Source organism: Tenacibaculum sp. 190130A14a (assembly GCF_964048965.1).
GTDB classification, from domain to species: Bacteria; Bacteroidota; Bacteroidia; order Flavobacteriales; family Flavobacteriaceae; genus Polaribacter; species Polaribacter polynesiense.
The window spans coordinates 1347200-1359667 of the sequence record NZ_OZ040189.1 but is presented as its reverse complement, the minus strand read 5'-3'; the positions used below and the strand labels follow the sequence as shown (position 1 = coordinate 1359667).

Annotated in this window: 17 protein-coding genes; 14 read left to right on the top strand and 3 right to left on the bottom strand. The window is 28.8% G+C overall.

The features are described 5' to 3' along the window. Position 1: 1 nt before the first annotated feature. A complete protein-coding gene (locus ABNT22_RS06605) occupies positions 2-181 on the bottom strand; it encodes a hypothetical protein (protein ID WP_348715166.1) in 180 nt (59 codons plus the stop codon). Positions 182-551: 370 nt separating this feature from the next. Beyond that, positions 552-944, bottom strand: a complete 393-nt coding sequence (locus ABNT22_RS06600) for a hypothetical protein (RefSeq protein WP_348715165.1) — start codon at positions 942-944, stop codon at positions 552-554. 260 nt (positions 945-1204) lie between these two features. On the opposite strand from ABNT22_RS06600, the gene ABNT22_RS06595 reads away from it, so the two are divergent. From ABNT22_RS06595 to ABNT22_RS06550, 10 genes are all read left to right on the top strand, one after another. Beyond that, positions 1205-1687: a hypothetical protein gene (locus ABNT22_RS06595; protein WP_348715164.1), complete on the top strand. Its 483-nt coding sequence runs from the start codon at positions 1205-1207 to the stop codon at positions 1685-1687. A 79-nt stretch (positions 1688-1766) separates the two neighbouring features. Next, entirely contained in the window at positions 1767-2084 is a 318-nt protein-coding gene (locus ABNT22_RS06590; RefSeq protein ID WP_348715163.1) for a hypothetical protein, read from the top strand. After that, the gene (locus ABNT22_RS06585; RefSeq protein WP_348715162.1) at positions 2059-2358 is read left to right on the top strand and encodes a hypothetical protein; all 300 of its coding nucleotides are present in this window, start codon (positions 2059-2061) and stop codon (positions 2356-2358) included. The genes ABNT22_RS06590 and ABNT22_RS06585 overlap by 26 nt, the downstream gene beginning before the upstream one ends. 211 nt (positions 2359-2569) lie before the next feature. Beyond that, positions 2570-3109, top strand: a complete 540-nt coding sequence (locus tag ABNT22_RS06580; RefSeq protein ID WP_348715161.1) for a hypothetical protein — start codon at positions 2570-2572, stop codon at positions 3107-3109. 138 nt (positions 3110-3247) lie between these two features. Further along, entirely contained in the window at positions 3248-3823 is a 576-nt protein-coding gene (locus ABNT22_RS06575) for a hypothetical protein (RefSeq protein ID WP_348715160.1), read from the top strand. Positions 3824-4071: 248 nt separating this feature from the next. Beyond that, the gene (locus ABNT22_RS06570; RefSeq protein ID WP_348715159.1) at positions 4072-4608 is read left to right on the top strand and encodes a hypothetical protein; all 537 of its coding nucleotides are present in this window, start codon (positions 4072-4074) and stop codon (positions 4606-4608) included. A 143-nt stretch (positions 4609-4751) separates the two neighbouring features. Next, complete coding sequence (locus tag ABNT22_RS06565; protein ID WP_348715158.1) at positions 4752-5264, top strand: hypothetical protein; 513 nt, start codon at positions 4752-4754, stop codon at positions 5262-5264. A 216-nt stretch (positions 5265-5480) separates the two neighbouring features. Beyond that, a complete protein-coding gene (locus tag ABNT22_RS06560; protein ID WP_348715157.1) occupies positions 5481-5780 on the top strand; it encodes a hypothetical protein in 300 nt (99 codons plus the stop codon). Next, complete coding sequence (locus ABNT22_RS06555) at positions 5780-6127, top strand: hypothetical protein (RefSeq protein ID WP_348715156.1); 348 nt, start codon at positions 5780-5782, stop codon at positions 6125-6127. Before ABNT22_RS06560 ends, ABNT22_RS06555 begins: the two co-directional genes overlap by 1 nt. 88 nt (positions 6128-6215) lie before the next feature. Continuing rightward, on the top strand, positions 6216-6701 hold the full coding sequence (locus tag ABNT22_RS06550; protein ID WP_348715155.1) for a hypothetical protein: 486 nt from the start codon (positions 6216-6218) through the stop codon (positions 6699-6701). A gap of 181 nt (positions 6702-6882) precedes the next feature. Here the strand turns inward: ABNT22_RS06550 and ABNT22_RS06545 are convergent, their stop codons facing one another. Beyond that, on the bottom strand, positions 6883-7284 hold the full coding sequence (locus ABNT22_RS06545; protein WP_348715154.1) for a hypothetical protein: 402 nt from the start codon (positions 7282-7284) through the stop codon (positions 6883-6885). Between the two features lie 251 nt (positions 7285-7535). On the opposite strand from ABNT22_RS06545, the gene ABNT22_RS06540 reads away from it, so the two are divergent. The 4 genes from ABNT22_RS06540 (at position 7536) to ABNT22_RS06525 (ending at position 12392) form a co-directional block, all read left to right on the top strand. Continuing rightward, positions 7536-8462, top strand: coding sequence for a hypothetical protein (locus ABNT22_RS06540; protein ID WP_348727268.1), 927 nt, complete (start codon positions 7536-7538; stop codon positions 8460-8462). 358 nt (positions 8463-8820) lie between these two features. Next, complete coding sequence (locus tag ABNT22_RS06535) at positions 8821-9777, top strand: toxin-antitoxin system YwqK family antitoxin (protein ID WP_348715152.1); 957 nt, start codon at positions 8821-8823, stop codon at positions 9775-9777. Between the two features lie 163 nt (positions 9778-9940). Further along, positions 9941-11584: a hypothetical protein gene (locus ABNT22_RS06530; protein WP_348715151.1), complete on the top strand. Its 1644-nt coding sequence runs from the start codon at positions 9941-9943 to the stop codon at positions 11582-11584. Between the two features lie 130 nt (positions 11585-11714). After that, on the top strand, positions 11715-12392 hold the full coding sequence (locus ABNT22_RS06525) for a hypothetical protein (RefSeq protein WP_348715150.1): 678 nt from the start codon (positions 11715-11717) through the stop codon (positions 12390-12392). The last annotated feature ends 76 nt before the right edge of the window (positions 12393-12468 follow it).

The following is a 12468-nucleotide window of genomic DNA, read 5'->3' as shown; positions in this document are numbered from 1 at the left end:
ATTATTTTTTCTCTTGAAAGTATGCATAAGCATAGCCTTCGATTTCACCACTCAATTGATTTCCGCTTTCGTCTTTTAGTTCATACATTTCTTGAATTCCGCCAATCGGAGTACTTCCATCTAATCCAAGAAGAATTGTATAAAAATTATCTATAAAAGATGAGTCCAGAACTTTTTTCAATATTTCGGTCTGTTCTACATTCAGATTAAGACTTCTTATTAAAGTCCCAACTTCCGTATCTGAATTATCAGATAAATACTCTTTTAAAAAATCCTACTTTTCGGTATGAAATACTTTTACAAATTCTTCAGTGTTCATTGTTTTTAGCTTTTGTACAACTAGTCATATCAAAATACTATAGTCTGAACTGCAATTTACAAGTTTGAAAACTCAATCCCATAAGGAAACCCGTAAAATTAGTATGGAAAAACCATAGTTAAAATGAGATTTTCAATTCAGGATAATCAACTCTATTTGTGATATCTGAGTGATTATTATAAGCTATTTTAAAAATACCTTAAGAGACTGAAAAGATCTAAACTCAATTTTTCTAAAGGAAAACTAGTTCCATTCGATAAACAATGTAGGGAGCAACAGCAATCCAAATGAGCACAAAAACCCAAACTTTTCCTTCTAAAATATTGTAATCGCTTAGTAATTTATTCCAAGAATTCCCCATAACATAATACCCAAATAAGAACTCAAAAATTACCGTAAACAATAACCAAACTAATCCTATAAATATTGCTTGATAGGCTGAAGCTGGGAAAAAAACCTTGAATACAACCCATATATACATACCCAACAAAACAATCATGGATATAGAAGATAATTGATGCGCTTGAAGGTTATTAAAATAGGTTGCTAAAAATTTCTCACGGAAAAAACCGTTTATTATCGCAATCATAATCATTGGAAACCATGCCAATATATACTTCAACATCTCAATTACTTTTTAATGAAACAACGTAACCTAATTGTTTATAAAAGTAATACACGAATAGCTCAGCTTTTATGATTTTTATCACTAAATAATTTTGATAAAAATCATTATATTTGAAGTAAAACAAAAGTGAATAAAATTGCAAAAAACTTCTACTTATATCGCCTAATTGGATTTATCATCGTACTTTTATTTTGTATATAAATAAGTTGTGTGTAATTTGTGTAAAACCAAATTGTTTTTTAAATAGGATATTAAAAATGAAATTAAATCAAATTTTCACATTATCTATCCTTTGTTTAGCTCTAACTAGTTGCGTTACCTTACAACCAGCTACGGCAATAAAAAAAGGAGATATTAAAAATTACAAATACATTTATATTTCCCAAACAAAGAGTCTGACTTCGAGTACCGGAACATCAATCAATGGGCAATATTATTCAACTAGCAAAAGTGTTAACCCAAAAGATGTTATTGCAGGAATTTTAGTGAAAGAAGGATATATATTAGTTCCAGAATTGAAAAATGATATATCTGATGAAACATTAATAGTTAATTATGGTGAAAGCGGTAGGAGAAGTACAGGACTGGGTGGTTATACAATTGAAGTTACGATACAGTTTATATCAACAACAAATTCACTTGTTTGTTCATGTACCGCAGAAGGTCAAGGTTCAACTGAAGCAGATGACATTAGACAAGCAATTACTCGTTGCTTGAATAAAATTGTAACAAATAAATAAAAAAACTGCGCACAGCAATACCTAAACTGCATTAAAACGCAGCTTAGCCAAACCGTTACCTGCAAGCTAAAAAAACAAAATGAACACAGAAGAATTCGTAAAAGGATTTTATAGAGAGAAACAAGATTTTCTGACTGAATATCTATCCAAAAACCCTGAATCAGAAGTTGGACAGCTTATTAAATCATTAAATCTGAACAACCAACAAAATGAAATAATGAAAAAAATAATGGACGGAACGTTAACGGACATTTTTTACACTGTTTTATTAGGTTTAGACGGTTGTATTTCAATTGGTGGAACTCAGGAAATGTATGACTTGAAAGACGAAAATGGAAATCAGTTAAGTGGAGAAATAGAAGGATATGCTTATGAATATTTTCAAGAAGCGGAATAAAGTAGTTTCACTTTTAGGTGACCTAAAAAAAGCTGAAAAAATATTATCTGAATATTCTGGAGGTTACTCGGGAGAACATTTGTCTGCTGAAGAATTCCATACTGACCTTGTAGACCGTATCAAGAAATTAGAAAATGGAAATGAAAACGTAATTGAAGATTTGCGAGTTTGGTTTGCACCTACTTGCCAATGGGACGACTTTGTTGGTGATATAGATTTAGGAGAAAGAATATTTCAACAGCTAGATAGAATAAAAAATAAAGCCAGCAGATAACAAAGTGTATAGCCAATAGGGCATTTAAAGATAAAATGAAAGCCCTGTTCTTTGAGCAGGCAATGCCAAAACAAAGTTTTGACGTTTAACAAAAAAAGGAAAATTAAAAGTAAAAACGTTTGTTTTGGCTCAGTAGTAAACTGAAAGTGTAGTACTTCGAATCTACCCTACTGTCCATACACAGAACGTTACCTGCAAGCTGAACCAAACAATGTCAAAAAGAATATTAAAAACTATTTTTATCATCCTGAGTTCAATTTCTATTTACTGGACAATTGAATTGATTCCTGACAGAACAAATAGAAATTTGACAGCTTTCAATCAACAATATCCTTTTGAAAACGAATTAGAAATATCAGAAAAATTTACAACTGACTTTAAATCATCTTATGAAATTAGCTTTAACCTCGAAGATCCTAGACCTTATGAGAATATAGATTCACTAAGACCTATTGAATTTAACATTAAGATATTTAGGAACAATAAACCTATTGAGGTATTTGAAAATAACAGCTTCTTAAGCAAACGTGGAGAAGAGTATGAATTACAACTAAAATTTGTTAATGCTAATTCGAAACCGAATATCCTGAATGTTAGCATACAAACAAATGTTCCAGGACCGACTTATGAACTACTAATTGAAAGAGAATTTGAATGGATATTTTGGATAATAAATGGAATAATAATGTTAATTGCATTGATTTGTGGATACTTCGGATTTAGAAAAAAACCAGCAGATAACAATGTATAACCACAATTACGGCGGATTCGATTTCGTCCGAATCCATCCCGTGATTACTAACGATCATTCCAAAACAAAATATGTAACTTTAATCCCGTAACAACAGTCATACAAATACGTTACCGAACAGCATTAGAAAAAAAAATTGTGAAAAGAATCATTGATTTAAATATTGAATACATAAATCTTAAAAAAGAGAAATCAAATATTGAAGGAGGGAATTCTGAAATAGAAAAATTTGAAGAATATTATTTAGAGGAGGTTTTTAATTTTGCAAAAAAGAATAATTATTCAAATCATGAACTAATTCAAGAATTAGGAAAATTAGTTGTTGAAGACAAAACAGAATGGATAAATGAATATTTATTAATTAGACTAATTTGGAAAGTGAAACTTAATAATGATTTTAAAAATAAAGACTTACTAGAAAAATTGATTAGAAAACTAATAGCAAAAAATGATATCAATAATGCCGAGGAATATTATTTAGAATCCTATTTGGATATTTGGAATTATGACTTAAAAGATCTAATACCCCTTGATATTTTAGAATCGGTAATCTTAATAAAAAATCAGAAAAGCATTATTAGATATGGAGCTTTTATAAAAGCTGTTTCATATTTGAGTGACCATCCTGAACCTGAACAAAATGATGTTTTAAACAAAGCAAAAAAGACAAAATTATATTTAGAAGACGCATATTATAAAGAATGGATAGACTAAGTCAAAAAAACGCCGTACGACATTGACTATAATTAATACGGACCTTGGTACTTAATCACAAAGTTTAGTGTATTTTTATAAGGTCGTTAAATCATTTTGATTTGACTTTTGAACAAGAAAAATTAAAAACAAAATATAAAAATTTGGTGCTGTGTTAATCCGAAAAGTTAGTACCTTTTTACACGCTATATTTCATTCACAAGTTCGTTGTGTATAATTTCCAAAAACTGAATAGAAATCAAAAATTAATGAAAAAACCATACTTAATTCTATTGATTTTCTTTGCTTTTAGTTGTGGAGAAAAACAAAAAGAGAATAACTCCAAAAAGAAAGAACAAATTGAAATTGATTTAAAAGAAGTAAAAACTAAGAAGACTGAATTAAACTATACAGATTCGATTGCAGATGTAGCGATACAATTTATTAATGAATACGTTTCTAATTGTAATAAAACGAAAGAACAGGTTGGAATTATTGAATTTGTAAATGCTCATCCAAATGTTAGTGCTAAATTTAAAACAGAACTCAAGAGAATGATTGAAGAGGCAGAAAAATCTGATCCAGAATATGGACTAGGCTTTGACCCAATTTTTGACGCTCAAGATTATCCTGATGATGGATTCAAGTTTTCAGAATTTGACTCAAAAACAAATTATTTGACTGTAGAAGCTATAAATTGGAAAGGATTTAAAATAACAATGAAGATTAAGGAGCTTGATAACAAATGGCTTGTAACAGGATGTGGAGTGATAAACATTCCAAAAGAGAAACAAGCAAAACGATAAAACTAGACAGAACAAAGTATATAAAAAACAGCTACTTAATCGCTTAATAGAAAGAAAATTAATAAATAAAAGGTCATTGTAAGACTGAAAAATTCGTGCTTGAAATCCGCTACTTTTCATATACAAGACCGCTGGCAATAATTATGAAATTGAAAGTACTATTCTACATTTTAATTCTAGTTTGTTTTACCAATTGTAATCTTTCTTCTCCTGTTGGTTTTTGGAAAAAATTTGAATACCAAAATAGAGTTGAATTTATAAATCAGAATGGATGGTTTGGTGGAATTCACGTATTGCATTGGGTTGGAATAAATGGAAAATACAATAAAAATGAAATTATAAAACTGGCTAAAGATAACGGGTGGATTTTAAAAAAAGAACAAACATTTAGCAGCGAGCAAACTCATAAATGGCTTTATAATGACAAAGCAATTTTCCCAATTAGTTGGGGTAAATTTAATCCTGAAATAGAAACTCCATTTAGTGGTTTTGAGAACTTTCCAAGATGGATTGAAGGAAAAATTACAGTTTTATCTTTTGAAACTGATCTAATAAGCATAGATCCTTCAACACAAAAGAATCATTTAATTAATGGATTTATATTACTGAGTGAAGAAAGAAATGAAATGACTTTATATTATGAATGGGGTGAATAAAAACAATTGCCAACAACGGCTATAATGCATTGCAGGCTAATAAACTGAAAAAGAATTAATATTTTTAGAATTGATAATAAATAATAAAGCTATGATCACCATGCCAGTGGCACAAAATTCTCTAAACAACCATGCATCATAGCCCAGTACTTTATAGAACATAGGTATAAAATGAGCAAAAAAAAGAAAATATTATTCGTTTGTACAATCAATAAGATGAGAAGTTCGACAGCTCATGAAATGTACAAGAATGATCAACGCTTCGAAATTGATTCAGCTGGAACGGATAAAGAAACTAAAAAGATCATTTCTTATAAGAATCTATCTTGGGCTGACACCATAATTGTAATGGAAAAACATCATCGAAATACAATAAGAAAACAATTTCCCGATGTATATGAAAATAAAAAGATAGTCTGTTTATACATACCCGATGAATATGACTATATGCAACCTGAATTAATAACAATTCTCAAATCAAAGTTTGAGAATGTAAATAAAAGAGGATTAATATAATGCATATCAACCTACTTGTAATTAGAACTAAAAAACCTGAGCTTCTAAAAACTCAATATGAGCTATTAGGGTTTGAATTTGACTATCATCAACATGGGAATGGTCCTTTTCACTATGCCTCCGAGAAAGATGGATTTGTTTTTGAAATATATCCCTTAACCAAATCAATAGAAAAAGTAGATAATTCAATTCGATTAGGTTTTGACATTGAAAACCTGAATAAGAAAATGAACGATTTAATCAAAACCAATTGGATAGTTAAATCAGGACTAACTGAAACAGAATGGGGATTGACTGCTATCGTTCAAGATTTAGATGGACGTAAAATCGAATTAAAAAATAAATAAAACGCTCTACAACAAGGTATAAACTGCATTAAAATGACAGTTTACACTAACCGTTGGCAACAAGTACTCAGACATAAAAAATATTACTGTGAAAATCAAAAAGAAAAAAGAACATCTAAGAAAACAGATTTTATTAAAACTTAAATATTATAGAAATTCCAGAGGAATAACATTTTTTGAAAATTCAAACAAGTTAAATAATGAAAAAATAAATCTCGAAAGTAATGAACTTGAAGTTGCATTAATAAACTTTAGTAGACAAAAAAAAGTATTGTTGACTACCAAAAACATTTACTATTTCAATAAAAATAGTGTTAGAAAAATAGTTGGTGATAATATCAAAGGATTTGATTATATGGAATTTGTTAATGGTGAAAAAATAATAGAAGAAAACTCAAGAATAAAAACCTTCTGGTTAAGGTTTAAAATGAATTTTAGAATTGGAACATATAGAATTACAGAAAGAAATAACTCATTTATTGAGTTAAAAATTTGGAAGACAACTTTAGCGGACTGTTTGAATGGCGGAATAAAGAAACTAAAATTTGTTGTAACTAAATATGAAGGAATATAAACCAGTTTAATAAAACCTAAACTGCATTAAAACGCAGCTTAGCCAAAATGCTCCTAATATTTAACCCAAAGTACAATTAAAACAAAATCTTCAATTGAGGGTATTCAACTCGATTTATGATGTCTAGTCAATTACTTTCTCATCTTTTAAAGATATCCTGAGAAACTGAAAAGCCCTAAACTCAATTTTCCTGAAGGAAAACGAGTTGCATTCGATAAATAATGTAGGGAGCAATAGCAATCCAAATCAGCACAAAAACCCAAACTTTCCCTTCTAAAACATTGTAATCGCTTAGTAATTTATTCCAAGAATTCCCCATAGCATAATACCCAAATAAGAATTCAAAAATTACGGTAAACAACAACCAAATTAGCCCAATAAATATTGCTTGATTCCCAGAAGCTGGGAAAAAAACCTTGAATACAAACCAGATATAAACACCCAACAACATAATCATGGATACAGAAGATAATTGATGTGCTTGAAGGTTATTAAAATAGTTTGCTAAAAATTTCTCACGAAAAAAACCATTTATTATCGCTATCATAATCATTGGAAACCACGTCAATATATACTTCAACATTTCAATTATTTTTTAATGAAACCACTTAACTCAATTGTTTATAAAAGTAATTCACACATAGTTCAGCTTTTATGATTTTTATCACTAAATAATTTTGATAAAACTCATTATATTTGAAGTAAAACAAAAGTGAATAAAATTGCTAAAAACTTCCACCTATATTAACTAACTGGATGTATAACAGTACTTTTATTCTGTATATAAATAAGTTGTTTGTAATTCGAAAAAATTAAACATGAAAAACGAAAAAAATGCAATACTTAGATTATCTAAAAAAGATTAACAAATATAAAAACGTTCAAATGTTAAAAAAACTATTAATTGCCACATCATTTTTCTTCTTTTTTTCCTCATATGCTCAACAAAAAAATCAAAATAGAATTTTAAAAAAGGAGTATTTTAATAATACAGAAAAAATGTTTACCGCTATACATAAAGGTATTCTCAATTCCAATATTGAAGATTTATATAACGATTGCTCTGAAGACTTTAAATTAAAGAAATCAAAAAAAGATCTTAGTTTAATTATTGAAAATATAAATGAATATTTTCAAAAAGAAGGAATTACAAATTTTGAAGGATTTAAAAATGGGAAGAAAGAATCTAATTCAAGAAGATATGTTAATGGAAATTTATTAGTTGAAAAAAAATATTTTCACTCTCCAAAAAAAATAAAAGAAGAAGTAAATACATTATTCAGCAAAGCAATAGATGTAGATTTAAATATTGAATTAATAAGAAACGGAGATACATGGAAAATAAATAAAATAGAGTTTTTAACTGATTTAATTTTAAACAACGATTTTGATTTTAATTTAGAACTACAGAACTTCTTACAAAAAGATAGCTCAGCAATAATTGAGTACATTGAAACTTATGAAAGAAATAATTTTTTCACAACTCAAAAAGTTGTTTTAAAATCGAAAGTTATTAATTTAAACCTATCTGGTTTAGAACAAGCAGACTACATATATAAAGACTTAGACACCAGTAAATTTATTAGACTCTCCTTTACAAAATCGAGCAATGAATCAATAGAAATTATGTTTTTTGAACCAAATAAAATCTTAATTTCAAATTCAGAAAAATATGGTTTCTATTTAATAAAGGGAATGACAAATCTAAAAGATTACATTAAGAATAGAATAAAAACACATGCTAACAACATCTATGAGTAACTGCTAATTGAATTAAAACTCATTTAGCTGTTACTTTTCGTTTTGTAAATTATTTTCTGAAAAAGTACTTACAGATTCGCTACTAGTCAAACACATTACTATAAATTTAACAAAAACTATAATTAAAAAAGATTTTTAGTTCAAGATAATCAACTCCATTTGCGATATATAATCAATTACTATTAACTCTTTTAAAAATGTCTTGAGAAACAGAAGAAATTTAAGCTTTGAAAAGCAATACTATTCAAAAAGCTTCGTAATTTGGAATAAAAGCACTTTTTATCTTTTTTCCATCTAAACTAAATAGTTATTTTGGCTCATATATTATGAGGTATCTATAATTAAAAACATAAAGCTATTGAAATCGAAAATTTACTATTTAATCATCTCTTTTCTAATCATATGTTCCTGTAAAGAAAAAGGCAATATTAATGATTCTAAGTACAGGAATTCTAATTACATCTTTTTTCAAGAAAATGGACAAGATGGATATTGGCAAAAAATCAGTGAACATTCAGATTTTGAATATACTAAAGGTCTATTAACTTATTATTATGATAATGGTAAAAAATTTGGTGAGATAGAAATATTAGATGGTCTACCGAACAGAATAGAAAAATTATTCGATAAGGAAACTGACAGCTTAATAAAAACAGTTTGGCAAAAAAATAACAAGGAGTATAAACGGATTTATGAGAATGGATATTATAAGCATTTTTACTCAAACAAAGGGAAAATTATTGTAGAAGAAGGTCTTGTTGAAAATAATTTAGAACAAGGGTTATGGAAAAGATACTGGAGTGACAATGGAAAATTGAAAGAACTCATAACCTTTAAAGATGGAAAGCCTCACGGAGAAAGGAAAAACTACTGGAAAAATGGGAATTTAAAATCGTCTGCTTATTGGGTTTCAGGAATACAATCGGGACAGGGCTTCTTTTATTATGAAAACGGAAATATAGAAGAATCGAATTTCAGGTATAATGAAAAACTTCATGGAGAATATAAAGCATATTATCCAAACAAAACATTAAAAAAGCATTGTAACTATTGGAATGATAGAAATAGAGATACTTGCAAAAGCTATTATTCAAATGGGAATCTTAAAAAATTAGAAATATCCCAATTAGACACTATTAATCTTACATCATATGGAAAAACTTTTTTTTATTATGAGAATGGAAAGCTTAAACTGGAAGTTGATGTTAAAGATTACCAACCAAATGGAATAGCTAAATATTATGATGAAAAAGGAAAACTAATAGAAACTATGACTTTTAAAAAAGGAGTAAAAACAAATTCCATAATTGAATAATAGACTATTATATTTTTAATTAAAACACAGTTTCCTTTGATGTTCAAAGGAAAAAAATCGCCTACTACCAATTATAAGAAATGGATTATTTAGACAACTAGAACTTCATCATAAAAACATTATGTTTTTCATAGAATACGGATGTCCTTTTTGTCAATACCATATGAATTTATATTTTCGTACTAAAGCAAGAGAAATGAAAGGAAAGCACTTATCTGTTTTATTTACTTTATTGTTTCCTATTTATTTTCTAGGTGCACAAACTGGACCAGGAGGAGTAGGAACTGTAGGAAGTGGTACAAATTTAGTTTTGTGGTTAAGACCTCAATCTACAGGGAATACGGGCTCTTTATGGGTAGATAGTTCTGGTAGAGGATTTGATTTTGGTGATGGAAATGGAGCGGTACTCAATACAGCAGATATAAACGGATATAACTCATATAGTTTCAATGGGTCGTCTAATTATTTTGAAAAATCCTTTGAAAGTGTTTTAAACCCAAACACCTTTAGTGTTTTTTCAGCTACGAATGTAACAAGTTCAGGTGGATATAAAGCCGTTGTTTCCAATAGAGATGATCCTTCAGGTACACCTACTAGAGGGTTTATATTGTATTCTAGACCTGGATCTAATAGATGGGACTTTTGGACTGGAAGAGATACTGGCCCCTGGCAAACTACGGGTAATTCTATATCTACATCTGGAAGCTGGGCTGTTCAAAATTTATTCTATCAAAATACTGCTTCTAATAACAAGCGATTATTTATTAATAATACTTTGAACCAAACAAGTAGTCATTCGATGACACTCAACACTATTAGGCCTTTTCGTGTAGGAGCTGGAAGAAATGAAAACCTAACACCAAATTATTATTTCAATGGAAGAATAGGTGAGATAATTATGTTTGATATACTTCTAAATGATGCAGAAAGAACAATCATAAACAATTACTTATCAGCAAAATACAATTTCACATTGACATCGAATGATCTATATAACGAAGACACATCTACAGGTGATTTTGATCATAAAGTTGCGGGAATTGGACAAGCTTCTGATGGTAGTAATCATACAGATTCTCAGGGTACTGGTATAATAAGAATCAATACACCAAGTAACCTGAATAATAATGAATATCTGTTTTGGGGTGAGGATCAAATAAATTCCGATTATACCTTTTCAACAGTAGCCCCAGCGAATAAAAGGTATAGAGTGAATACTAAATGGCGAGTAAGCGAAACAGGAGATGTAGGCACCGTAACTTTTTCAGTTAATGAAGCAGATTTAGATTTATCTGGAGTACCTACAGGGGTTTTTAAACTCTTAAGGAGTACTGTTTCAGATTTTAGTTCTGTTATAGAAGAATACGACTTAAATTTATCTGGAGGTGTGTATTCAGCAACAGTATCCTTTAATGATAATGACTATTTTACACTAGAAATGGTACCTACGGTAGATCTAAAATTAACTAAAACAGTCAATACCCCAATTCCTAAAGTAGGAGATGTAGTCGTTTTTACATTGTCTTTATCTAATGCAGGTCCACAAGATGCTACAGGAGTAGTTGTTAGAGATTTATTACCATCTGGTTTTACGTATGACTCAGGAAGTTCTTCTATAACAACAGGAACTTATGATGATGCTACTGGAGATTGGGACTTATCTGGAATTACAATTACGGCAGGAGCTCCAGCAATAACAATTCAGATTGGGGCTACCATAACTTCAGCAGGAGTACTTCTTAATACCTCTCAAATAATCAGTATCGATCAAGAAGACATTGACTCTGAACCCAATAATGGGAATTAATCAAACCTATACAAGACAATCAACTCGATTTATGATATCTGGAGGATTACTTTCTACTCTTTTAAAGCTTTCGTTTCTGATTAAGGAGATAGGTTAAATATTAAAAACATTATAAAAGCAGCACAGTAAGGTGAAAGTACTTCTAAAAGAACAAATTGTAATTAAACTTATAGCTACCATCGTTGTTTTAAGTTTTAATAAACTATATAGTCAACATAAAATAGAAGGAAAATTTTGTGTTAACTATGGAGTTCAGGACATATCCAAATGTCTAATACTAAATAAAGACAATACTTTTAAATTGTTCAAAGGAAAGCATTTAAAAAATGAAAATGTTGTTTCTGGTAAATGGCAATTTAAAGAAGATAATTTGGCTTTAATTTTTGATAAAACAGAACACGTAAAATCATATCGTATTAGTGTTTCCAAACAACCAATTAAAAAAGATTCTGTACAAGTTTTGTTTAATCTTACAGATTCAAATAACGGCCCGATGCTTGGTTCAAAAATTGTATTACTTCCTACACAAAAAGAATATCTAACTAATTCAAATGGTGAAGTTGAATTAACCTTTAAAAAAAGTGAACAGCTAATTTATGGGTATACTGAATATATTGGATATGAGAACAGCTATTTTTCATTCAATTTACTCGAAAACCATAAAATTAATATACAATTAAATCCCTTTACTAAGAAAAAGCATCAAGAAAGTAATATTTTGAGAAATTTCGATTTTAAAAAGAAAACTTTTGTTACAATTGATAAAAGTGGCAAAAGAGAAAAATGGAATAGAAAAACAATCAATTAGATTTGTGATATCTGTTGAATTATCAATCTTTTTAAATAGAAAAATAAACTTTTCTTTATTATAAAATATACGACCT

Excerpts from the sequence above, each read along its gene's own strand:
- ABNT22_RS06565 (WP_348715158.1), top strand. The coding sequence starts at position 4,752 with ATGAAATTGAAAGTACTATTCTACATTTTAATTCTAGTTTGTTTTACC.
- ABNT22_RS06590 (WP_348715163.1), top strand. The coding sequence starts at position 1,767 with ATGAACACAGAAGAATTCGTAAAAGGATTTTATAGAGAGAAACAAGAT.
- ABNT22_RS06600 (WP_348715165.1), bottom strand. The coding sequence starts at position 944 with ATGTTGAAGTATATATTGGCATGGTTTCCAATGATTATGATTGCGATA.
- ABNT22_RS06540 (WP_348727268.1), top strand. The coding sequence starts at position 7,536 with ATGCAATACTTAGATTATCTAAAAAAGATTAACAAATATAAAAACGTT.
- ABNT22_RS06555 (WP_348715156.1), top strand. The coding sequence starts at position 5,780 with ATGCATATCAACCTACTTGTAATTAGAACTAAAAAACCTGAGCTTCTA.
- ABNT22_RS06595 (WP_348715164.1), top strand. The coding sequence starts at position 1,205 with ATGAAATTAAATCAAATTTTCACATTATCTATCCTTTGTTTAGCTCTA.
- ABNT22_RS06545 (WP_348715154.1), bottom strand. The coding sequence starts at position 7,284 with ATGTTGAAGTATATATTGACGTGGTTTCCAATGATTATGATAGCGATA.
- ABNT22_RS06570 (WP_348715159.1), top strand. The coding sequence starts at position 4,072 with ATGAAAAAACCATACTTAATTCTATTGATTTTCTTTGCTTTTAGTTGT.
- ABNT22_RS06560 (WP_348715157.1), top strand. The coding sequence starts at position 5,481 with ATGAGAAGTTCGACAGCTCATGAAATGTACAAGAATGATCAACGCTTC.
- ABNT22_RS06530 (WP_348715151.1), top strand. The coding sequence starts at position 9,941 with ATGAATTTATATTTTCGTACTAAAGCAAGAGAAATGAAAGGAAAGCAC.
- ABNT22_RS06585 (WP_348715162.1), top strand. The coding sequence starts at position 2,059 with ATGAATATTTTCAAGAAGCGGAATAAAGTAGTTTCACTTTTAGGTGAC.
- ABNT22_RS06580 (WP_348715161.1), top strand. The coding sequence starts at position 2,570 with ATGTCAAAAAGAATATTAAAAACTATTTTTATCATCCTGAGTTCAATT.